The sequence below is a fragment of the Sphingobium psychrophilum genome (genome assembly GCF_012927105.1).
In the GTDB taxonomy this organism is placed as follows: Bacteria; Pseudomonadota; Alphaproteobacteria; order Sphingomonadales; family Sphingomonadaceae; genus Sphingobium; species Sphingobium psychrophilum.
The window spans coordinates 582,395-605,028 of sequence record NZ_JABBFV010000001.1; the positions used below are offsets into that span (position 1 = coordinate 582,395).

Annotated in this window: 19 protein-coding genes and 1 tRNA gene; 9 read left to right on the plus strand and 11 right to left on the minus strand. The window is 64.6% G+C overall.

Going from position 1 to position 22,634, the window contains the following annotated elements; translation table 11 throughout:
• Window positions 1-6: 6 nt before the first annotated feature.
• The gene (gene cyoB, locus HHL08_RS02980; RefSeq protein WP_169570965.1) at window positions 7-2,025 is read right to left on the minus strand and encodes a cytochrome o ubiquinol oxidase subunit I; all 2,019 of its coding nucleotides are present in this window, start codon (window positions 2,023-2,025) and stop codon (window positions 7-9) included.
• 55 nt (window positions 2,026-2,080) lie between these two features.
• Window positions 2,081-3,232: a ubiquinol oxidase subunit II gene (gene cyoA / locus HHL08_RS02985; RefSeq protein WP_169570966.1), complete on the minus strand. Its 1,152-nt coding sequence runs from the start codon at window positions 3,230-3,232 to the stop codon at window positions 2,081-2,083.
• Window positions 3,233-3,409: 177 nt separating this feature from the next.
• Between cyoA and HHL08_RS02990 the strand changes: the two genes are divergently transcribed.
• Entirely contained in the window at window positions 3,410-4,744 is a 1,335-nt protein-coding gene (locus tag HHL08_RS02990; protein WP_169570967.1) for an MFS transporter, read from the plus strand.
• Here HHL08_RS02990 and HHL08_RS02995 read toward each other — a convergent pair.
• Window positions 4,741-5,616 (minus strand): glycosyltransferase, encoded by an 876-nt coding sequence (locus HHL08_RS02995; RefSeq protein ID WP_169570968.1) that lies wholly within the window; start codon window positions 5,614-5,616, stop codon window positions 4,741-4,743. The genes HHL08_RS02990 and HHL08_RS02995 overlap by 4 nt on opposite strands.
• A gap of 4 nt (window positions 5,617-5,620) precedes the next feature.
• A complete protein-coding gene (locus HHL08_RS03000) occupies window positions 5,621-6,892 on the minus strand; it encodes an ammonium transporter (RefSeq protein WP_169570969.1) in 1,272 nt (423 codons plus the stop codon).
• A gap of 491 nt (window positions 6,893-7,383) precedes the next feature.
• On the opposite strand from HHL08_RS03000, the gene HHL08_RS03005 reads away from it, so the two are divergent.
• Window positions 7,384-7,722: a hypothetical protein gene (locus tag HHL08_RS03005; RefSeq protein ID WP_169571107.1), complete on the plus strand. Its 339-nt coding sequence runs from the start codon at window positions 7,384-7,386 to the stop codon at window positions 7,720-7,722.
• Between the two features lie 212 nt (window positions 7,723-7,934).
• On the opposite strand, the gene HHL08_RS03010 is transcribed toward HHL08_RS03005, so the two are convergent.
• The 3 genes from HHL08_RS03010 to HHL08_RS03020 form a co-directional block, all read right to left on the minus strand.
• Window positions 7,935-9,035 carry a glycosyltransferase family 87 protein gene (locus HHL08_RS03010; protein ID WP_169570970.1) on the minus strand — a complete coding sequence of 367 codons (1,101 nt, stop codon included), beginning with the start codon at window positions 9,033-9,035 and terminating at the stop codon, window positions 7,935-7,937.
• 413 nt (window positions 9,036-9,448) lie between these two features.
• Window positions 9,449-10,171 (minus strand): head GIN domain-containing protein, encoded by a 723-nt coding sequence (locus tag HHL08_RS03015; RefSeq protein WP_169570971.1) that lies wholly within the window; start codon window positions 10,169-10,171, stop codon window positions 9,449-9,451.
• On the minus strand, window positions 10,123-10,863 hold the full coding sequence (locus tag HHL08_RS03020) for a head GIN domain-containing protein (RefSeq protein ID WP_169570972.1): 741 nt from the start codon (window positions 10,861-10,863) through the stop codon (window positions 10,123-10,125). The genes HHL08_RS03015 and HHL08_RS03020 overlap by 49 nt, the downstream gene beginning before the upstream one ends.
• Window positions 10,864-10,983: 120 nt before the next feature.
• Here HHL08_RS03020 and HHL08_RS03025 point away from each other — a divergent pair, with 120 nt between their 5' ends.
• A complete protein-coding gene (locus tag HHL08_RS03025) occupies window positions 10,984-12,573 on the plus strand; it encodes a M28 family metallopeptidase (protein ID WP_169570973.1) in 1,590 nt (529 codons plus the stop codon).
• Window positions 12,574-12,647: 74 nt separating this feature from the next.
• Here HHL08_RS03025 and gloA2 read toward each other — a convergent pair whose 3' ends face one another.
• Both gloA2 and HHL08_RS03035 read right to left on the minus strand, forming a co-directional pair.
• Window positions 12,648-13,034, minus strand: a complete 387-nt coding sequence (gloA2, locus tag HHL08_RS03030; RefSeq protein WP_169570974.1) for an SMU1112c/YaeR family gloxylase I-like metalloprotein — start codon at window positions 13,032-13,034, stop codon at window positions 12,648-12,650.
• 47 nt (window positions 13,035-13,081) lie between these two features.
• A complete protein-coding gene (locus tag HHL08_RS03035; protein ID WP_169570975.1) occupies window positions 13,082-13,465 on the minus strand; it encodes a hypothetical protein in 384 nt (127 codons plus the stop codon).
• A 168-nt stretch (window positions 13,466-13,633) separates the two neighbouring features.
• Between HHL08_RS03035 and hemB the strand changes: the two genes are divergently transcribed.
• Genes hemB through HHL08_RS03050 form a run of 3 tightly spaced genes read left to right on the plus strand, consistent with a single transcriptional unit; the run spans window position 13,634 to window position 17,446 of the window.
• Window positions 13,634-14,629 (plus strand): porphobilinogen synthase, encoded by a 996-nt coding sequence (gene hemB, locus HHL08_RS03040; protein ID WP_169570976.1) that lies wholly within the window; start codon window positions 13,634-13,636, stop codon window positions 14,627-14,629.
• Window positions 14,629-16,836, plus strand: coding sequence for a fused MFS/spermidine synthase (locus HHL08_RS03045; RefSeq protein WP_169570977.1), 2,208 nt, complete (start codon window positions 14,629-14,631; stop codon window positions 16,834-16,836). Before hemB ends, HHL08_RS03045 begins: the two co-directional genes overlap by 1 nt.
• Window positions 16,837-16,849: 13 nt before the next feature.
• The gene (locus HHL08_RS03050; protein WP_328804548.1) at window positions 16,850-17,446 is read left to right on the plus strand and encodes a gamma carbonic anhydrase family protein; all 597 of its coding nucleotides are present in this window, start codon (window positions 16,850-16,852) and stop codon (window positions 17,444-17,446) included.
• Between the two features lie 62 nt (window positions 17,447-17,508).
• Here the strand turns inward: HHL08_RS03050 and HHL08_RS03055 are convergent.
• Window positions 17,509-17,593, minus strand: a tRNA-Leu gene (locus HHL08_RS03055).
• 139 nt (window positions 17,594-17,732) lie between these two features.
• Here HHL08_RS03055 and HHL08_RS03060 point away from each other — a divergent pair.
• The gene (locus HHL08_RS03060; protein ID WP_235954646.1) at window positions 17,733-18,152 is read left to right on the plus strand and encodes a MerC domain-containing protein; all 420 of its coding nucleotides are present in this window, start codon (window positions 17,733-17,735) and stop codon (window positions 18,150-18,152) included.
• A gap of 75 nt (window positions 18,153-18,227) precedes the next feature.
• Here HHL08_RS03060 and HHL08_RS03065 read toward each other — a convergent pair whose 3' ends face one another.
• Complete coding sequence (locus tag HHL08_RS03065) at window positions 18,228-19,049, minus strand: alpha/beta fold hydrolase (RefSeq protein WP_169570979.1); 822 nt, start codon at window positions 19,047-19,049, stop codon at window positions 18,228-18,230.
• Between the two features lie 283 nt (window positions 19,050-19,332).
• Here HHL08_RS03065 and zwf point away from each other — a divergent pair, with 283 nt between their 5' ends.
• Entirely contained in the window at window positions 19,333-20,808 is a 1,476-nt protein-coding gene (gene zwf, locus HHL08_RS03070; RefSeq protein ID WP_169570980.1) for a glucose-6-phosphate dehydrogenase, read from the plus strand.
• Window positions 20,801-22,627 (plus strand): phosphogluconate dehydratase, encoded by a 1,827-nt coding sequence (edd, locus tag HHL08_RS03075; RefSeq protein ID WP_169570981.1) that lies wholly within the window; start codon window positions 20,801-20,803, stop codon window positions 22,625-22,627. Before zwf ends, edd begins: the two co-directional genes overlap by 8 nt.
• The last annotated feature ends 7 nt before the right edge of the window (window positions 22,628-22,634 follow it).

Here is a 22,634-nt window from a genome sequence, read left to right on the forward strand (position 1 = left end):
GATGGTTTAACCCTTGGCTGCGAGCAGCGCGGTGCGCTCGCCCTCGGTGCGCTCCACCACATCCTTGGGGATGTAGAAGTCGCGCTTATAGTTGAAGGTGTGGCCGATCGCGACGGCCAGGATGCCGACGAAGCTGAGGCCTGCGAGCCACCACATGTACCAGATCATGCCGACCGAGAAGGCGATGGAAAGCCCCGCGATGATGATGCCGGTGCCGGTGTTGCTGGGCATATGGATCGCTTCATAGCCCGACAGAGGCCGCTGATAACCGCGCTTCTTCATGTCGGCCCAGGCATCATTGTCGTGGATGACGGGGGTGAAGGCAAAGTTATAGTCTGGCGGGGGCGAACTGGTCGCCCATTCCAGCGTGCGACCGTTCCACGGATCGCCGGTCGTATCGCGCAGCTTCTCGCGGTTGATGATGCTGACCGCGAACTGGACGAACATGCAGGCGATGCCGGCCGCGATCATCAGCGCGCCGAAGGCGGCGATCTGGAACCAGATTTGCAAGCTGGGATCGTCGAACACGCGCATCCGGCGGGTCACGCCCATCAGGCCGAGGATATAAAGCGGCATGAAGGCGAACCAGAAGCCCACGACCCACAGCCAGAAGCTGCGCTTGCCCCATTTGGTGTCCAGCGTGAAGCCGAACGCCTTGGGCCACCAGTAATTGATCGCCGCGAACAGGCCGAACAGCACGCCGCCAATGATGACATTGTGGAAATGCGCGATCAGGAACAGCGAGTTGTGGAGCACGAAGTCGGCGGGCGGCACGGCGAGCAGCACGCCGGTCATGCCGCCGACGGTGAAGGTCAGCATGAAGGCGACCGTCCACATCATCGGCAGGTCGAACCGGATGCGGCCGCGATACATGGTGAATAGCCAGTTGAAGAGCTTGGCACCGGTCGGGATAGAAATGACCATCGTCGTGATGCCGAAGAAGCTGTTGACGCTGGCACCCGACCCCATGGTGAAGAAATGGTGCAGCCAGACGAGATAGCTGAGCAGGGCGATGACGATCGTCGCATAGACCATCGAGCTATAGCCAAAGAGCCGCTTGTTCGAGAAGGTCGCGGTGACTTCAGAGAAGACGCCGAACAGCGGCAGGATGAGGATATAGACTTCCGGGTGACCCCAGATCCAGATCAGGTTCACATACATCATGGGGTTGCCGCCCATGTCGTTGGTGAAGAAGGCCGTACCGACATAACGGTCGAGCGACAACAGAGCGAGGACGGCGGTCAGCACCGGGAAGGCCGCGACGATCAGGACGTTGGCGCAGAGCGAGGTCCAGGTGAAGACCGGCAGCTTCATCATGTTCATGCCCGGCGCGCGCATCTTCACGATGGTCGCGATCAGGTTGACGCCAGACAACAGCGTGCCGATGCCCGCGATTTGCAGGCCCCAGATATAATAATCGACGCCCACGCCCGGCGAATAGGCGATGCCCGACAGCGGCGGATAGGCCAGCCAGCCGGTACGCGCAAATTCCCCTACGAACAGCGACATCATGACGATCACGGCGCCCGCCGTGGTCATCCAGAAGCTGAAATTGTTGAGGAAAGGGAAGCTGACGTCGCGCGCGCCGATCTGGAGCGGGACGATATAGTTCATGATGCCGGTGATCATCGGCATTGCGACGAAGAAGATCATGATGACGCCATGCGCCGTGAAAATCTGGTCGTAATGATGGGCGTTCAGATAGCCTTCCGAGCCGTTGAACGCCATCGCCTGTTGCAGGCGCATCATGACCGCGTCGGCAAAACCGCGCACGAACATGATGAGCCCCAGGATCATGTACATGATGCCGATGCGCTTATGGTCGACGGTGGTGAACCAGTCGTTCCACAACATGCCCCACAGCTTATATTTGGTGATGCCCGCGACGACGACGAGGCCGCCGAGCATGACCATGAGGAAGGTGCCGACGACGATCGGCTCGTGCAGGGGCAGCGAACTCCAGTCGAGCCGACCGAATATCAGCTTCCAGATGCCGCTATTTTCAGAGGCGGGGGAGGGGGACATGGCGTCTAGCCTTCAGGCGAGAGAGAAATGAAAGAACGGGGACAGGTCATGGGCATCACATGCCTTCATGACCGGCATGGCCACCGCCATGCCCATCGCCATCCTGCTGGCCGGGGGCTTGCTTGCCCTGCGCGGCCGGAGTGCGTTTCGCCGCCGGGGTCATGCCCGCGGGCTGGGCGATCTCGCCCTTCTTGCCCGGTTCGACCGGGTGGAAGCCGCCGACGTCGATCGTGCCGTCGTGGCGCAACCCTTCGACGTCATGCGCCGATTCCTTGCCCGCGCCGCCCATGGAGTCGGTCATCATCACCGCGTCCATGCACTTCTTGCCCGGCTGAACGCACATGTTGAGCGCCGCGTGGAACAGCTTGGGTTCGACACCGCTGAAATACATTGGCGGCACCTTCTCGCTGGGCTGTTCCAGCTTGACATAGGTGGCGCGGTCCAACGTCGCGCCGCTGGCCTTCACCTTGGCGACCCACCGATCGAAACCGGCCTGGTCCATGGCGTGGAAGCGAAAACGCATGTTGGAGAAGCCCGCGCCCGAATAATTGGCGGAAAAGCCCTCATAATTGCCCGGCTTGTTGGCGACCGCGTGCAACACCGTCTGCATGCCTGGCATGGCGTAGATCTGCCCGGCCAGCGCCGGCACGAAGAAGCTGTTCATGATGCTGGACGAGGTAATCTTGAACGCGATCGGCCGATCGACCGGCGCGGCCAGTTCGTTCACCGTCGCGATGCCGAGTTCAGGGTAGATGAACACCCATTTCCAGTCCATCGCCACCACTTCGACCTGTAGCGGCTTGGCGGTCGGATCGACCTTGCGCGCATGATCGACGCGATCGAGCGGACGGTAGGGGTCAAGCAGATGGGTGCTGCTCCACGTCACCGCGCCCAGCGCGATGATGATCAGCAGCGGCGCCGACCAGATCAGCAGTTCCAGGCTGGTCGAATGGTCCCATTCGGGATCATAATCTTCCGCCTTGGCCTTTTCCCGATATTTCCACGCGAACCAGATCGTCATCGCCATCACGGGTATGATGATCAGCAGCATCAATGCGGTCGAAATCAGGATCAGGTCGCGTTGCTGCATTGCAACATCGCCGGCGGGGGACATGACCACCCAGTTGCATCCGCCCAGCGGCAGCAGCAGGAATGGAGCGATTCGGCGCAGCAATGCGCGCTTGGTGGCAGGATGACGGGCTATCATGCCGCCCGCATTATCAGGATGGCCGGCGCGCGACATTGGACCTTTTGTCCTATCCCTGTGCATCTGCAAAATAGGGCATGGAGTAATTAACCAACGGGATGATTCGTCGTGCAACGAAGTGCGGCGCGGATCGTTCCCGCAGCATGAAGGTCCGTTTTACCCCATGACTTCCGCCCAATGACCTCCGCGAAGACCACGCCCAATTCGACCCAGGCGGAACGCGACGTGCGCCAGCTGCATGCGCATGGACACAAGAAAATCGCGCCCGGCGAGATCGCGATCGGCGTCATCATCGGGCGGACGTCGGAATTTTTCGACTTCTTCGTCTATGCGATCGCGTCGTGCATCGTCTTCCCGGCGCATATCTTCCCCTATATGTCGCCGCTGATGGGGACGCTCTGGTCCTTCGCCATCTTCGCACTCGCCTTCATCACACGCCCGATCGGGTCGTTCATCTTCATGGCGGTCGATCGCGCCTATGGCCGCGGCGTCAAGCTGACCATCGCATTGTTCCTGCTGGGCGGATCGACCGCGGCGATCGCCTTCCTGCCGGGCTATGAGACGATCGGCCATTGGGCCGCGATCCTGCTGGCGCTGTTCCGCGCCGGTCAGGGCGTGGCGCTGGGCGGCACCTGGGATGGCTTGGCCTCGTTGCTCTCGCTCAACGCGCCCCAGAACAAGCGCGGCTGGTATGCGATGATGCCGCAATTGGGCGCGCCGCTGGCGCTGATGGTCGCGGCGGGCCTGTTCGCTTACTTCCTCAACATTCTCTCGACCGCCGACTTCCTCGACTGGGGCTGGCGCTATCCCTTCTTCGTCGCCTTTGCGATCAACGTGGTGGCGCTGTTCGCCCGTCTGCGCATCGTCGTGACAGAGGAATTTGCGCGGCTCTATGAAACCCGCGAACTCCAGCCCTCGCCGGTCATCGAAACCGTCCGCAGCGAAGGGCGCAACATCGTCATCGGCGCGTTCGCCCCGATGGCCAGCTTCGCCCTGTTCCACATGGTCACCGTGTTCCCGCTGTCGTGGATCGCGCTCTATACCGACCAGCCGCTGGAACGATTCCTGATGATCGAGGTGATCGGCGCGTTCGTCGGCGTGCTGGCGATCATCGTGTCGGGCTTCGTCGCCGACATGGTCGGCCGCCGCACCCTGATCGGCTGGTCAGCGGTGGGCATCGCCATTTTCGCGGTCGCAGCGCCCTTGCTGCTCAATGGCGGCGATCTGGGCGAAGTCGCCTTCATGGTGCTGGGCTTCATCCTGCTGGGGCTGAGCTTCGGCCAGTCATCGGGCATCGTCGCCTCCAATTTCCGCACCGCCACGCGCTATACCGGGTCGGCGCTGACGTCGGACCTGGCCTGGCTGGTCGGCGCGGGCTTTGCGCCGCTGGTCGCGCTCTCTGTGTCGGCCGAATTTGGCCTGGCCGCGTCGGGCGTGTATCTGCTGTCGGGTGCGGTGGTGACCGGGGTCGCACTGTTCGTGAACAAGGAACTGGCTGGCCGCGACCGTTAAACCGCGGCGCGCATCCGCTTGAGCGCCTTGCGGTCGAACCAGGCGGTGAGGCCGGGGCGCGGTCGGAAACGGGGCAGCCAGTCGGGATAGAGGCTCGCAAGACGCGCGGGGATGCCGGCTGGCCCCTCGCGCGTCATGATGTCCGACACGATCCGGTTCTGGTAGAAACGCACTGAATAGTTGATCAGCCGCTTATAATGCATGCGCCAAGTCTGGGGCCGGGCCAGGCTGACCTGTTCACACAGGAAGCCCGCGTCGTCGCAGGGCACGATTCCCGCCAGATCCCAGGCGATATCCTTCTGCAACCCGGTATGCGCCCAGGACGCCACCAGCCCGTCGTCGCCAATCAAATCGTCGGGCAAGCGCAGTCTGCGGGCGCGGATCTCCCGCACGAAATTACCTGACAGCGCATAGAGATCGCCGAACAGCCCGCCTTCGCTGCGCAGCGTGCCACGATAGGTTGCGGCCATCCGGCCGTTCATCGGCATGCCCGACGCGGCATTGGCGTCGGGATGAGCGGCCAGATCGGCGACCAGCGCATCGATCGATCCCGCCACGATCTGCGCATCGCCATCCATGAAGATGACGGCCTGCTCGGTCCCGGTCAGCAGGTCATGGACCATATGGTTCCAGGTGCGCGACTTGCCGCCTGCCTTGATGTCATGGACGACGACATTGGCCCGCCCGCCCGCCGCCTCCCGCGCCCGCGCCACGGTCGCGTCGGTGGTGCCGTTGACCAGCACATGGAAGAGCGTATCGCGCCGATCGAGCGGGAGTGACGCCAGACAGGCACCGATCCGCCGTTCTTCCTGATGGGCGAAGATCGCGACAGCGACGGAAGAAGGGGCGGCGTAAGAGGGGTGGGGCGGCATGGCGTTAGCGGAAGTCCCAGCCCTGCTGGCCGTGCTGGCTGGCGTCGAGGCCGTCGGACTCTTCCTGTGCGCTCACCCGCATGGGGATGACGACCGACACGATCAGCGCGGCGATCGCGCTTCCAACCATGGCCCACAGTGCGACCACGACCAGGCCGATGGCCTGCGACGTCAACGCGCCGGGCAGGCTGATATTGGCGTCGAAGCCGACCCCGCCCATCAGCGGCAGGACGAAGACCGGCAGCAGCAGCACACCGGTCAGGCCGCCCAGTCCATGAATGGCAAAGACGCCCGCGCCGTCATCGACCCGACCGGACAAGATGCCGCCACCGATGCGGGACACGAAAGCGGCGATGACGCCGATCAGCATCGCGCCGCCGGTGCCGACCAGCGCGGCGCTGGCCGATATGGCGGCGATGCCCGCCAGCGCGCCGGACATGATGCCGGTGGCGCTTGTGCGGGCGCTCAGCATCCGGTCGAGCAACCCCCAGGTCAGCGCCGCGGCGCAGGCGGCGAAGAGGTGATTGAGGATCGCGGTCGCGGCGTCGTCAGTCGCGCCCAGCGCCCAGCCGCCGACCACGCCGGACAGGCCGACCCAGAGCAGCCCGCCGCCCGCCATGCTGAGCAACGGGGCATGGCCGGGATCGGACGGCTCACGCCGACCGCCTGCGATCAAGGCAAGGGCGAGGGCGGAAAAGCCCGCCGTGCCGTGCAGGACCAGCCCGCCGGCGAAATCCATGACGCCCAGGTCGGCGAGCCAGCCGCCGCCCCACACCGCATGAGCGACCGGTGCATAGACCAGCAGCAGCCAGAGCGGGGTGAAGGCGACCCACCAGCCGATCCGCGTCCGTTCCGCCACCGCGCCCACCAGCAGGCAGGCGGCGAGCAGGGCGATAGTGAGCTGGAACAGCACGAAGGCCGATTCGGGCACGGTCAGCCCGTCGCGCAACTGGGCGAGATTGGCGAGCAGCAGGTTTCCGCCGCCACCCAGCCAGGCGCTGCCCGGCGCATAGGCGATGCTATAGCCCGCAATGCCCCAGGTCAGCGCCGCGACGGCCGCGACCGCCGCCCCCTGCGCCGTCACCGACAGGGCGCTGCGCACATTGACCTGCCCTGCGTGGCGCAGCATCAGCCCCGGCAGCGCGGCCAGCAGCACCAGCAGCGCGCACAGGATCATCCAGCCGGTATCGCCGCTGTCGGCCACCGCCACCTGCGCCCAGGCCGGTTGCGGCAGCGCCAGGGCGATCAGAAGGGGCAGGGCAAGAGAAAAGCGCATGATCAAAACCCGGCTGTGGACAAGTACGCTGTGTCTAGCGGCGCTCTGGTAAAGTTTTCGATAAGTAAGGTCGATGGGAGGAAAGGATGGCGCGGCAGGCCGTCACGGCCGAAGTATACAGCGTCGTCGGGCAAAATCGGCCAATAGTCGCTGTGAGGATGCGGCGACGCGCCTTTGAAGCCATCGCGACGCGCCATATGGGTCACAGGCGCGCGACATGGGTGCGACACGGGCGCCACGCCCGCGCGACAGCGATGCGCCGATCGCGCGACGGCAGGGCTGTTGGGGGGGGAGCGGAGGATTCATCTAGAAGGATAGACCAGACAAAATCCTACATTGGAAGGCTTTCGTGGACGTGTGTCTGGCTCGTCTTTCCGCCGATGGGTGGCAAGCGCCGGTGTACAGGTTCAGCGGTGGTAATGGCGCTCCCTTCCCTTTAGAGGGGGCGGCACAGTTCCCACGACATTCACGTAGAAGATGGCAGGTAGATGATGGCCCGCAAACATTCGAAACATGGTCGCTACGAAGACGTGGTGGTCGAGGAAGACGCGCCGCCGCCGGCGGTAGACTGCTGGCTGTGCGGGCGGCCGACCGGCAAGACGATCGTCTGGCACCATCCCGTTCCCAAGAGCCGGGGCGGGCGCGATGTCGTTCCCATGCATGGCATCTGCCAGCAGACGCTGATCGCCAATTTCACCAATTCCGAATTGCAGCGCCACGGGACGGATGTCGAGGGGCTGCTGGCCCATCCCAATGTGCGCAAATTCGTCGATTGGGTGGCGAACAAAGACCCCGATTTCACCGCCACCACGGCGAAGAAGCAGCGGTAGGCGGGCGAGGATTTGGTGGCTGCGCTGGGATAGAAGCGGGATGCGGGGTAAAGCTTGGCATGATGGAGCTGCAAGCGACCATTTTTTGCCGTAGGCAGCGTCACGCGCCGCGCCCGGAGGCTGCCGTTCGTTTGGCACTCACCCCGACCCTTTGAATAGCGACTTTGGGCAGGTCTATCAGGCAGTTGTGACCGGTCGAGGTTGTACGGCCACTACCCGATGGTTGAAGCTGTCCGATTTGAGCCGTCTGTACCCGAACCGTAAATATCCAGATACGGACTTTTGCGCAGAAGCATTGTCACAGTAAGCCAAAGAAGACTGAGAGCCAAAAAGGGGCTCACGAAGACGGCCAACGCAGCAGTCTGGTTCCGTCCGCCGCGCACGAGCATTTGTTGCACGACGAACGGCACGATCGCGATCGTATCATAGGTAAGAAGATAAGGCGACATCAGCGCGCTGGCGAGGATGATCAGTCCGGCTAATTCCAGACAATCCGCACCGCGTGAACGCTTGGTAATGAGAAGAACCGCTATCGTGACGCCTAGTATGAAGAACGGCCAAGTGGATAAATGGAAGTTCGATGCCACGCCCATTGGGCTGACCGAACCAGCATAAGCATGAGCATGATCGACCGCCTTTGGAAATGCTCTTAGCGCTTTTGCCCAATCGAGCCATAGCTGAGAACCGAGTGCGAGGAGTTCGATCGTAATGGTTGCGGCAACGGCGATGCTGGCACCGATCAGCGCCCCCCAATCCTTCCTGGTCAGCAAGATCAGCGGCGCAGCTAAAAGTATCTGAGGCTTGATCGTTGCAGCTAAGCCAAGCAGAAGACCCTGACGCCAACCCTTGAGCGAAACAGCGATGAGGATCATAGCGGCAACCAACGCACCGAATTGGCCGACGGCAATGGTTGTTACCAGCGCGGGGCTAAACACAACCAGCAGTGCAACGCGAGGCCCCGCTAGGCGATTGCTCGCCCAGGCAATGGCACCGATCGACAGCGTGACCCACAGCACAAATCCCGACTTCAAGCTGAGCCAAGCCAGCGGTTGCAACCAAAGGAGCGTGGTGGGCGGATAGGCAAAGGGGTTCGCCTCGCGCAGTGCATACACGCTGCTAAGCGGTTCACTGGCCGCGCGGTGGAACACGCCGAAGTCGTTGCCGATCATTCCGAGATGGAAGGCGTAAGCAATGTAGCAAAGCCAAAAGACCGCACCATAGGCCAGTGCGGCGATGAGGACGCGCTGGCTATCCACTGTGGTGACAGGCGTTCGACTATCGATTGGGGCCATCTCTTGCAAAAATTCCGCCATAGGGCTTATCCCGAACACTATCGCTCATAACGCGGATTGATTAAGAAATCTGAACGGCGGATACCTGGATCGCGTCTACTGGCTCGGTTCGACACGGTCGCTGCCGGGCCTCCTGAAATCACGGCTGATCTACACATTGGCCATAGTCCGCCATGTGGGCTTACCTGAAACAACCGTCAGCTATATTATTATTGCCGCCTCAAAGCTGACAATCCGCAAACCACCCTTTCTCGACATTCAAGACATTCGATATTGTCCCTTCTCCGTGCCCTCCGCGCCTCCGCGCGAAAAAATCTAATCGCGCAGAGGCGCGGAGGACGCAGAGATAAAGCGGAAAGACACCTGGGATGGCTTTTTCCGCATTGTTGAAGTGGGATGAAAAACGCGGCGATCTTCCACCCATCTCAACACCGCTAGAAACTCTCGCCCCCGCAGCGCACACGGCCGGTGCCGCGATTGTCGATGGTGCAGGCGGCTTTGCCGGTGATGGTGACGTCGCCCGATCCCGTTGTCGTGACCCGCGCGGTGACGTCGGCGGTCAGGGTGATGCTGCCTGGCCCTTCGTTGGTGACGCTGGCCTGGCGCGCGATCAGGGGTTCGGCCGCCAGCGCGCCGGGGCCGTTGACGCGGATATTGGCGACGCCCGCGCGGCCCGCCATCGTCACCCGGCCGCCGCCCGCCAGCGCCACGTCGATCCGGTCGAGGTCGACCGTGCCCACGCTGACGTCGCCATTGCCGCCCAGCACGATCTGCCCCGACTGGCCCTTCATCCGGTCGATCGACACCGAACCGCCGCCGGTCAGCACGATCCGCTGAACCATGGCGGTGGACAGGCGCAGCGTGGCCGCGCCGCCGCTTTTCTCGCCTGGCCGCGTCCGCTCCATGGCGATGGTGAGCAGCCGGCCCGACACATCGACCTTCAGCCGGTCGAGCGCGTTCTGGTCGCCCTCCGCCCGCGCCGATGCGCCTGCGCCGGTCGTCAGGACGACCGTGACGGGCGCATCCACGCGGATCGCGTCGAAGCTGGTGATGGTGTAGCCGCGCGTCGCCGCATTGGCGGGCGCGACGAGGAACAGCGCGGCGGCCGTTAGTGCGCGCAGCGCGCTTCGCCCGGCCCCGTTCCGCTCGTCGTGCATTGCGCCTTGCCCTTTACCGTTACGTCGCCCGGACCCATGATGCTGATAGCGACCCTGCCGTCGGAGGCAATGTCGATGTCGCCCGCGCCCAGGACATCGATCTCCGCGTTGCCGACCTTCAGCGCGGCGGCGTCGATGTCGCCTACGCCGGTGATGGACAGTTTCGCGGTGTCGGCGGTGCCCGCAATCTTGATCGATCCCGCGCCGGTGATGTCGGCGCTCAGCGTCTTGAGCGCCACCGTGCCGATGCGGAAATCGCCAGCCCCGGTCAGCGCGAGGTCCAGCCGGTCGCCCTGCGCCTTGTCCAGGTCGAAATCGCCAGCCCCGGTCAGCGCGGCGGCGGCGATGGCGGGCATCGTCACATGGACGGTCGCCCCCTTGTCCCCATCCTTGCGGCCCCAGTTCCAGTCGCCCTTGGACTTGCGACCGATCACCAGCTTGCCGTCCTTGACCCGGATGTCGAGGTCGGCCACCGCTTTGGCATCGCCATCCGCTTTGACCGCGAACCCGCTGCCGATGGTGACGGCGACATTGTCCGGCCCGGTCGCGTCGATTTCCGTGAAATCCTTGCGCGTCGACCAGTCCTGCGTGCTGCTCGCGGCGGCGGACGACTCGTCGGTGCGCGAACAGGCGGTGGTGGACAGCGCCATGCCCGTCAGGGCCAGCGCCAACAGGGGAAAGGGGCGGGGCATCGCAATCTCCTCAATGTGTGTTGCTTGAACAATACACGTTGTCCGTGGCGGTTCCAAGCCTCTTGTTCGTCGGACCGGTTCAGGCATGATAGATGACTGAAATTACGGAGTGTCCCGTCCATGCGCCTTTCCCTGCTCGCTCTTCCCCTTCTCGCGATGATCGCCGCACCCCCTGTCAGCGCCGCGCCGGAGGGCGATGCCGGTGCGCGCTGGTGGGCGCATGTGCAGGCGCTGGCCAATGACGGCATGGAGGGGCGCGGCACCGGCACGCCGGGCTATGATCGCGCGGCCGACTATGTGATCGCCCAGTTCAAGGCGCTGGGCCTGAAACCGGCGGGTATCGATGGCTATAAGCAGCCGGTCGCCTTTATCGAGCAGGTGATACTGGCGGACCAGAGCCGCGCATCGCTGGTCGGGCCGCAGGGCGAGGTGGCGCTGGCGGTGCCGGGCGACCTGATCTTTTCCGGCGGCGGCGGCCCGGTGCCCGAAAGCATCGACGCGCCGATGGTGTTCGCAGGCTACGGCCTGCATTTGCCCGAAGCGGGGCATGATGATTTCGCCGGACTGGACCTGAAGGGCAAGATCGTCGTCGTGCTGTCGGGCGGGCCGGCCACCCTCTCCGGCGCGCTCAAATCGCATGCCCGGTCGGAACGGGCGCATTGGCTGGCGGGGCAGGGCGCGCTGGGCCTCATTACGCTGGTGACGCCCAAGCAGGTGGAAATCCCCTGGATCCGCCGGGTGGCGCTGGCGGGCGCGCCCGCGCTCTATTATGCCGACGCAAGCCTGCGCGAAACGCAAACGCCGTTCCTGGGCGCGCAGTATGATCCCGCCAAATCGGCGCAATTCTTCGCCGGGACGGGCCAGGATTTCGCCGCGATCGCTGCGGCGGCCGATGCCTCCGCCCCGGTCGCGAGCTTCCCGCTCGCGCTGCGGTTCAAGGCGCAGGTTGCGGCGAAACGGCGTGATCTGTCGTCGCCCAACCTGATCGCCGTGCTGCCGGGGAGCGATCCGAAGCTGCGGCCGGAGCATGTCGTGCTGTCGGCGCATCTGGACGGTTATGGCGTGGGCACGCCGATCAAGGGCGACGCCATCTATAATGGCGCGTTCGACAATGCGTCCGGCGTCGCCAGCCTGCTGGAGATTGCGCGGGCGCTCAAGGCCAGCAAGGTGAAGCCCAAGCGGTCGATCCTGTTCGCGATCGTCACGGCGGAGGAGAAGGGGTTGCTGGGCGCGCGCTATTTCGCGCGGCGGCCGACCGTGCCGCAGAAAAGCATCGTCGCCGACCTCAATTTCGACATGGCGCTGCCGATCTTCCCACTGACCAGCGTGACGCCGATCGGCTATGACCAAAGCTCGCTTGGCCAGGATGCGGCGGCGGTGAGCGCGCAGATGAACCTGCCGATCACGCCCGATCCCTTCCCCGATCGCAACGTCTTCATCCGGTCCGATCAATATGCCTTCATCCGCGAAGGCATCCCCGCGCTGTTCTTCAAATATGGGTTCAAGGCCGGGACGCCGGAGGCCGACACCGAAAAGGCGTGGCGGGCGAACCTCTATCATTCGCCGTTCGACGACCTGAACCAGCCGGTCATGCCTGCCGAGAGCGCGAAGCTGAACGACTATGTGACCGCGGTCACGCTGCGCATCGCCAATGCGGATGCGCGCCCGGCCTGGAATAAGGACAGTTTCTTCAAGCGGTTCGCGCAATAAGTGCAATGTGCTCCCGCGAACGCGGGAGCCCAGTCCCGCCGTCTGAACTGGGCTCCCGCCTTCGCGGGAGCACGTTAGCTTTTTACCTGCTCATAAAGTTCGAGCGGCAGGCCGTCGGGGTCGGTGAAGAAGGTGAAGCGCTGGCCGGTATGTTCGTCGATGCGGATCGGTTCGCAGGACACTCCGGCGGCGTCCAGTCGCGTCACTTCCGCGTCGATATCCGCGACCGTGAACGCCAGGTGGCGCAGGCCGCAGGCTTCCGGGCGGCTGGGCCGGGAGGGGGGCGCGGGGAAGGAGAAGAGTTCGATCTGCGCATTGCCCGCGTGAAGATCGCATTTCCACGATTGCCGCTCGGCGCGCCACACTTCGCGGATGACGGGCAAGCCCAATATGTCGCGGTAGAAGGCGCGCGAGCGGTCATAGTCGGAACAGATGAGGGCGATATGATGAATGGCGCGCATCGATCCATCATAGGCGATGGCTGCATGGCCCGCCAGTTTCGATCGGTTCAGGCGACGCGGCGCTGCTGCCCGACGTCGAACAGCCAGGCTTCCGCTTCCTCCACCGACGCGAATATCTCGGCATCGTCGCGCACGCTCAGGATGCGACGGGTCTGCAACCGGGTGAGATTGTCGTGCCGCACGACCGCCAGCTTTTTCGATTTGAACCGCGTGTCCAGCACGACGCGGGTGAAGGCGGCCACGACCTCCTGCGACTGGATGACGCAGCCTTCGGTATTGATCAGGATGACATAGTCGCCTGATCCCAGCCCCATCGCCGTCACAGCGGCTTCCTTGTCCGCGTTGAAGCGGTCGACGTCCGCGGCATCGAGGAAACCGGACATTTCGGCGATAACGAGCTTGCGGCTCCGGTCCGATGTGACTTTGATCATGATGCTTTCCTGTGGGTTGCTGGGTAAATTCCTGCCGCGAAGGGGTTAATGAAATATGAGCGACTCCCGCCGCTTCGACCAATGTCTAAACCTTCGCTAAACTTGTGCGGTCGCCATGGGCGATGTGCCCGGCTTGATCCCTTGGCGCGCGCCGCCTACACCCGCGCCATGACCTACGCACCCTATCCCGCGCTGCGCCTGCGCCGCACCCGCGCATCGGCCTGGAGCCGGGCGATGCACGCTGAAAACCGCCTGTCGCCCAGCGATTTCCTCTGGCCGCTGTTCGTTACCGAAGGACAAGGCGTGGAAGAACCGATCGCCGCGCTACCCGGCGTGTCGCGCTGGTCGGTGGACCTGATGGTGGAGCGGGCAAGGGACGCGCGCGACGCGGGCATTCCCTGCCTCGCCCTCTTCCCCAACACACAGGCCGATCGCCGCAGCGACGACGGGGCCGAAGCGCTCAATCCCGACAATCTGATGTGCCGGGCGATCCGCGCGATCAAGGATGCGGTGCCCGACATCGGCATCCTGACCGACGTCGCGCTCGACCCCTATACCGCCCATGGGCAGGACGGGCTGCTGGACGACACGGGCTATGTGCTGAACGACGCCACGATCGACATACTGATCGGCCAGTCGCTCAACCAGGCGGCGGCGGGGGCTGACATCATCGCGCCCAGCGACATGATGGACGGCCGCGTCGGCGCGATCCGCGCGGCGCTGGAGCAGGGCGGCCACCCCAATGTCCAGATCATGGCCTATGCCGCCAAATATGCGAGCGCCTTCTACGGCCCGTTCCGCGACGCGGTGGGATCGCGCGGCCTGTTGAAGGGCGACAAGAAGAACTATCAGATGGACCCCGCCAATGGCGAGGAAGCGCTGCGCGAGGTCGCGCTGGACCTGGCCGAGGGGGCGGATAGCGTGATGGTGAAGCCGGGCCTGCCTTATCTTGACATCGTTGCGCGGGTGCGCGATCGCTTCGCCGTGCCGGTCTTCGCCTATCAGGTGTCGGGCGAATATGCGATGATCGAACATGCCGCCGCGGCGGGGGCGGGGGACCGCGACGCGCTCATTTTGGAAACATTGCTGGCGTTCAAGCGGGCGGGATGTTCAGGCGTGCTGACCTATCACGCGCTCCACGCGGCCAGGCTGCTGGGGGCCTGATGCAGATCGGAACCCGCCCGCGCTTCGTCGTCACGATCTGCGCAGGCTCGTTCCTGCTCTTCCTGGTCCAGCCGATGATCGCCCGCATGGCGCTGCCGCGTCTGGGCGGCGCGCCGTCGGTGTGGAATTCGGCGATGCTGGTCTATCAGGCGCTGTTGCTGGGCGGCTATGCCTATGCCCATATGCTGGGGCGGTTCCCGGCGCGGCGGCAGGCGCTGATCCACCTCGGCCTCTTCCTGGTCGCCGCCATCTTCCTGCCGATCGGCCTGATGGGCTGGCAACCGCCGCAGGACATGGAGCCGGCGCTGTGGGTGCTGTGGCTGCTGGCCGCGTCGATCGGGCCGCTGTTCTTTGTGGTCGCGGCGCAGGCACCGCTGCTGCAACGCTGGTTCGCGCTGGCGGACGGCAGCGATCCCTATCCGCTCTATGCCGCGTCCAACCTGGGCAGTTTCGCCGGGCTGATCGCCTATCCGCTGCTGGTCGAGCCGCTGCTGACCTTGAAGGCGCAAAGCCTACTCTGGTCGCTCTGCTACGGCGCGCTCTTCTTTCTGGTCTATGCCAGTGCCCGCCGCCTGCCGCCCGGCAGCGCGGGGGAAGTCACCGCGCAGGCGGGCGATGCGCCGCTGCCCGATCGGCGCAGGATGCTGCATTGGATGGCGTTGGCGGCGGTCCCGTCGGGCCTGATGATGTCGACCAGCCTCTACCTCACCACCGACATCGTGGCGATGCCGCTGCTTTGGGTGCTGCCGCTTGGCCTCTATCTGCTCAGCTTCTCGGTCGCCTTTGCGGCGCGGCGGGGCGCGGCGGACCTCTGCATCCTGATCGCGCCGCTGGTGCTGCTGATCGGCGCCTGCATCGCTTTTACCGGCGGCATCCATTTCCCGGTCTTCATCGCGCTGGGCATATTGGCGGTCCTGTTCGTCGTCGCCACCGCGCTCCACGCGCGCCTCTACGACCTGCGCCCCGAACCGGTCCATCTGACCCGCTTCTACCTGCTGATGTCGGTCGGCGGCATGGTGGGCGGGCTGTTCTGCGCGCTGCTGGCCCCGTTGATCTTCGACTGGACCTATGAATATCCGATTCTGCTGATCGCCGCCGCGCTGTTGCTGCCGGCGCGGGAGGCGACGATGCGTCTGCCCCGACTGCTGTGGGAAGATGCGCGCCGTCGCGTCTGGCTGGTGCCGCTCATGCTGTTGCTGGGCCTGGCGTTGTCGACGCTGGGCGGCGGGCTGGCCCTGGGCGACGATACGCCGCCGCTGGTCAAGTCGCTCAGCTTCTGCGGGATCATCGCGATGGCCATCCTGACTCTGGGCCAGCGGTTCATGACCGCGGCAATGCTGGTCTATCTAATGCTGTGCCTCAGCGGTTGGGAAAAATTGTCCCAGTCGGCCAGCGGGATGCTGACGCGCAGCTATTTCGGCGTCTATGGCGTCGCCAACAAAAGCCCGACCGAACGCATCCTGTTCCACGGCACGACGTTGCACGGCGTCCAGAATCTGGAGCCGGGCCGGGAACGCGACCCGACCAGTTACTATGCGCCCAAGTCCGGCGTCGGGCTGGCGCTGGGCCATGCGCCCGAAATGTTCGGGGGCAAGGCGCGGATTGATGTGGTCGGACTGGGGGCGGGGACGCTCGCCTGCTATGCCCGCCCCGGCCAGACATGGCGTTTCTACGAAATCGATCCGGCGATGGTCGCGATCGCGCGCGATCCGGCCGATTTCAGCTTTCTGGCGCGGTGCCAGCCGCGCGCCGACATCATCATCGGCGACGCGCGCATGACGCTGGCCCGGCAGCCGGCGGGCGGCACGGACATATTGGTGATCGACGCCTTTTCATCCGATTCCATCCCTATGCATTTGCTGACGCGCGAAGCGATGGCGATTTATGGCCGCCGCCTGGCACCGGGCGGGCTGCTGCTGATCCACATTTCCAACCGCTATCTCGACCTGCGGCCGGTGGTAGCGGGCGACGCTGTGGCCGGCGGCTGGCACGCTCGGTTGCGCCATTATAAGCCCGCCAAGCGCGATGCCGCGCGTCGCTACGCCGCGTCGATCTGGGTCGCGCTGTCGCGCGATCCGGCGCAACTGGACCGGCTGGCGCGTGTATCAGGCGGCGAGCCGTGGGATCTGCTCAAGCCGAAGCCCGGTTTTTCCGCCTGGACCGACGACCATGCCAGCATCCTGCCGGTGCTCAAGATCAAACCATGAGAGGAGAGACGCCGTGAGCGGTCCCGCCCATTCCGACGCGCATCCTGGCGCCAGCATTATCCCCTTCAACGGCAAGACGCCGGTCATCCACCCCAGCGCCTTCATCGCGCCGGGGTGCCGCATCATCGGCGATGTCGAGATCGGGCAGGACGCCAGCATCTGGTATAATTGCGTCATCCGCGGCGACGTGAACCGGGTGCGGATCGGCGCGCGGAGCAATGTTCAGGACGGCACGGTCATCCATTGCGACAGCCCCGGCGACCGCGCCGATGGCCGCCCGGCCGACGGATGGCCCGCGATCATCGGCGAGGATGTGCTGATCGGCCATATGGCGATGATCCATGGCTGCGTGTTGCAGGATCGGGCGTTCGTTGGGCTTGGCGCGATCGTGATGAGCGGATGCACGGTGGAAAGCGACGCGATGCTGGCGGCGGGCGCGTTGCTGTCGCCCGGCAAGAGGGTGCTGCATCGCCAGCTCTGGGCGGGGCGGCCAGCCAAATATATGCGCGACCTGTCCGACGCGGCGCTGATCGACATGCGCGAAGGGGTGGATCATTATGTCCACAACGCCAAGGCGCATAAGGGCGCGGTGCGGGCGATGGAGGCGTAGGCGCGCGGCTATCGGTGGGAAGGGCGGTTCGCCCTCAGCAGCAGGGTTCGGCCAGAAAGCCGTGGTGCGGGCGGTCGGAATCGAACCGACACTCCTTGCGGAACCGGATTTTGAGTCCGGCGCGTCTACCAGTTTCACCACGCCCGCACGGCTGGTGTCGGCCAGATGACAAAATCCGGGGCGGGCGTCCAGCCGAAAATCGGAAAGAGGCGCAAAAGTCGTTCTGTCCCGGTTGACAGCCCCACCACGCAAGCCCACATGCGCCGCTTATATGTAATGTTATATCATGTTTGGATTGATGATGGCGGCTTGTGACGATCGACGGAAAAGCGAGGAATCCCTGCCCAGGCGCACTGGGTTGCTCGATGGTTTCGCGCTCTGCGCCTCGTCGCTTTGCACGCTGCACTGTCTGGGCCTGCCCTTGCTGTTCGCGCTGCTCCCTGCTTTCGCCAGCCGCATCGATCCGGGCGAATCATTCCACCTCGTCATGCTGGCGCTGGCGGTGCCGACCAGCCTGTTCGCGCTGGGGCAGGGCTGGCGTCGGGGTGGCGCGCCCGGCCCGATGCTGCTGGGCGTCGCCGGGCTGGGGCTGATGGCGGTGGGCACGCTGGCGGCGACGGGTGCGATCGCGGAGGCGACCTGGACGGTGGCGGGCAGCGCCTTGCTGGCCGGGGCGCATATCCGCAACTGGCGGCGCGGACGATGATAGCGTCGGTGGAAAGGGCTACCCCGTATCGCGTTGTGACGGCCAATGTCGGGGCTGCACCCTGATCGCCAGGGCTCAGCCTCCCAGGAAATCGATCAGGTCGGCGTTGAGCCGGTCCGGCGCGGTGGCGAACAGGCCATGGGGTTCACCCTCATATTCGATGAAGGTCGCATGGGGGATGCCCGTCGCGGCTGCACGGCCGGTGGGATCGATCGGCACCGTCTTGTCCGCGGTGCCATGGATGATGAGCGTGGGTATGGTGAAGGCGGCCAGGTCGCCGCGGAAATCGGTCTGGCCAAAGGCATCCACGCAGTCGATCGTCGCCTTGGGGCTGGCCATCACGCCCAGGATGAAGCTCCAGTCGAGCAGGCCCTGGCTGACCGGGCTGGTGACCCAGCCGACGCCGTAGAAGGTCTTGGCGAAGCTCTGGAGGAAGGCGAACCGGTCCTTGCGCACCTGGTCCTTCATGTCCTGCAACACACCGATCGCCACGCCGTCGGGATTGCTGTCGTCTTGCAGCAGATAGGGTACGACCGACGCGATCAGCGCGACGCCGGCGATCCGGCCGGCACCGTGGCGCGACAGATAACGGGCGATTTCGCCACCACCCATCGAGAAGCCGACCAGCGCGGCCTGTTGCAGGTCGAGATGGTCGAGAACATCGGCCAGGTCATCGGCGAAGACATCATAGTCATAGCCGGTGGCAGGATGGCTGCTATGGCCAAAGCCGCGGCGGTCATAGGTGATGACGCGATAGCCCGCCTCCAGCAACGCCAGCGTCTGATATTCCCACATATCGCCGGTCAGCGGCCAGCCATGGATCAGCACCACCGGCGGGCCATCGCCCATATCCTTAACGTGCAGCGACGCGCCATCGCGGGTTGCGACCTGGGCCATCAGACATTCTCCTGATTTTTTGTGGATTGGAATAGGGTGGCGGCAGGCCGTCAGGCCTACCCATCGTGCAGCGATCATGCCATCGGGTGATCGGCCCCTTCGGCATATACAGCCCTTCAATCGCGCGACGGCCGGGGAAGTTCCCGCCACTATTCCGCCTTTTCGCGCCATCTTGTTGCAGCGCACCGACTTGATCGATAGCCTTCTTGCGTAACGATCCGCGACCGCTATAAGGGCGGCTTCGTGCAGACATAGACAACTTCAAACGGAGAAGGACCATCCTTTGACCGAGCCGTCTGCTACGTTCCTGTTATTTGGTGCCACGGGTGACCTGGCCCGCCGCATGATCTTCCCATCGCTCTACAATCTTCTGTCGGACGGGTTGCTGCCCGACGACTTCCTGATCGTGGCGTCGGGCCGGTCGGAGATGGACGACGATGCCTTCCGCAAGGAAGTCGATGCCGCGCTGCACCAGTTCTTGCCCGCCGACCGTTATGACGCGGAGCGCGCGGCGCGGTTCGTCGCACTGATCGGTTATCAGCCGGTCGATGCCGGCAATGCCGATCAATTCGCGAAACTGGCCGAGCGGATCGACGGGCGTCTGGAACGCGGCCTGTCGGTCTATCTGTCCACCCCGCCATCCCTATTCGCGCCGACCGCGCAGGGGCTTAGCGAGGCGGGCCTGATCACGCCGCGCACCCGGATTGCGATGGAAAAGCCGATCGGCAAGGATCTGGCCTCGTCCCGCCAGGTGAATGACGGGATCGGCGCGCTGTTCGCCGAAGAGCAGATTTTCCGCGTCGATCATTATCTGGGCAAGGAAACGGTCCAGAACCTGCTCGCGCTACGCTTTGGCAACGTCATGTTCGAACCTTTGTGGAACGCCACCGCGATCGACCATGTGCAGATCACCGTGGGTGAAACGGTGGGGCTGGAAGGCCGCGTCTCCTATTATGACGGGGTCGGCGCGCTGCGCGACATGGTGCAAAACCACATGCTCCAGATCCTGTCGATCATCGCGATGGAGCCGCCCGCCCGCATGGACCCGACCGCGGTGCGCGACGAAAAGGTGAAGGCGCTGCGCTCGCTGCGGCCGATGACGGCCGAGACGGTCAAGCATCTGAGCGTGCGCGGCCAATATACGCCGGGCGCGGTCGGTGGTCAGATCGTCACCGGCTATGCCGACGAACTGGGCCAGCCGTCCGACACCGAAACCTTCGTGGCGCTCAAAGCCCATGTCGACAATTGGCGCTGGCAGGGGGTGCCCTTCTACCTGCGCACCGGCAAGCGGATGCCCGCGCGCCAGTCGGAAATCGTGATCCAGTTCAAGCCGGTGCGCCACAGCATCTTCGGCCGCGACGGGCAGCATGGCGGCGGCGGCACCGGGCTGGAGCCGAACACATTGGTCATCCGGTTGCAGCCGGAGGAATATATCCGCCTCCAGATCATGACCAAGCGGCCGGGGCTGGAGCGGCAGGTGCAATTGGAGGAGGTGACGCTGGACGTGTCGCTGACCGCCGCCTTTGCCGGACAGCGCCGCCGCATCGCCTATGAACGGCTGATCCTGGACCTGCTGGCCGGCGACCAGACTTTGTTCGTGCGCCGCGACGAAGTGGAGGCGCAATGGACCTGGATCGACAGCATCATCGACGGGTGGAAAGAGGCGCATGTGAAGCCCGCCGCCTATTCTTCGGGGAACTGGGGTCCGTCTTCGGCCATTGCCCTTATCGAACGTGACGGAGCCAGCTGGCATGACTGAACTGAACCCCGTGATCGCCAAGGTCACCGACCGTATCGTGCAGCGCAGCGCCGCGTCGCGCCTGAAATATCTCGACCTGATCGAACGGGGCCGTGACGCCGGCACCAACCGCGACCAGCTGTCCTGCGGCAACCTGGCCCATGGCTTTGCCGCGAGCGGCGAGGACAAGGCCGTGATCCGCACCGGCCGGGCGATGAACATCGGCATCGTGACGTCGTATAACGACATGCTGTCGGCGCATCAGCCCTATGGCCGCTACCCGGAGCAGATCAAGATCGCGGCGCGCGAAGTCGGCGCCACGGCGCAGGTGGCAGGGGGCGTGCCGGCCATGTGCGACGGCGTGACGCAGGGGCAGGCGGGCATGGACCTGTCGCTGTTCAGCCGCGACACGATCGCGCTGTCGACCGCCGTGTCGCTGAGCCATGCGATGTTCGAAGGCACGTTGCTGCTGGGCATATGCGACAAGATCGTGCCGGGCCTGCTGATCGGGGCGTTACGCTTTGGGCATTTGCCCACCATCCTGATCCCGGCCGGGCCGATGCCATCGGGCCTGGCTAATAAGGAAAAGGTCCGCATCCGCCAGCTTTATGCGGAGGGGAAAGTCGGCCGCGACGAACTGCTGGAGTCCGAAAGCGCCAGCTATCATGGCGCTGGCACCTGCACCTTCTACGGCACGGCCAACAGCAACCAGATGATGATGGAGATGATGGGCCTGCACATGCCCGGCTCTGCCTTCGTCAATCCGGGCACGAAGCTGCGCAGCGAACTGACCCGCGCAGCGACGCATCGGGTGGCGGACATTGGATGGGATAGCGACGACTACAGGCCGCTGGGTCATTGCGTCGATGAAAAGGCGATCGTCAACGCGATCATCGGCCTTATGGCGACGGGTGGTTCCACCAATCATGCGATCCACGTCCCCGCCATCGCGCGGGCGGCGGGCATCCATGTCGACTGGACCGATTTTGCCGAGATTTCCGACGTCGTGCCGCTGCTGGCGCGGGTCTATCCCAATGGATCGGGCGACGTGAACCATTTCCACGCCGCGGGCGGCATGGCCTATATCATTCGGGAATTGCTGGACAATGGCCTGCTGCATCGGGACGTCATGACGGTCGCGCGCGCCGACCTGACCGATTATGGCAAGGAACCGGTGCTGGAGGACGAGGCGCTGCAATGGCGCGAGGTGCCCGCGTCGCGCGACGATGCGATGCTGCGCCCGGTCGCCAACCCGTTCAGCGCGGACGGCGGCATGAGGCTGCTCCAGGGCAATCTGGGCCGTTGCGTCATGAAGGTGAGCGCGGTCGATCCGGTCCGCTGGACGATCGAAGCACCCGCCGCCGTATTTCAGGACCAGGACGATGTGCTGCGCGCGTTCAAGGACGGCGAACTGGAGCGCGACGTCGTGGTCGTCGTCCGCTTCCAGGGGCCAAAGGCCAACGGGATGCCCGAACTGCACAAGTTGACCCCGGCGCTCGGCGTCTTGCAGGATCGCGGGTTCAAGGTCGCGTTGCTGACGGACGGGCGCATGTCCGGCGCGTCCGGCAAGGTGCCCGCCGCCATCCACCTGTCGCCTGAAGCACTGGGCGGCGGCCCGATCGGGAAGCTGCGCGATGGCGACGTCGTGCGGGTGTGCGCGGAGACGGGCATGGTCGAAGCGCTGGTCGATGCAGCGACATGGGCGGCACGGGACATCCCCGCCGCCCCGCCGCCGCCCTATGACACCGGCCGCGAGTTGTTCGCGCTGTTCCGCCATCATAGCGACCTGGCCGAACAGGGCGCGTCGCCGATCCTGGCGGCGATGGAAAGCGAGCTTTGAACCATTA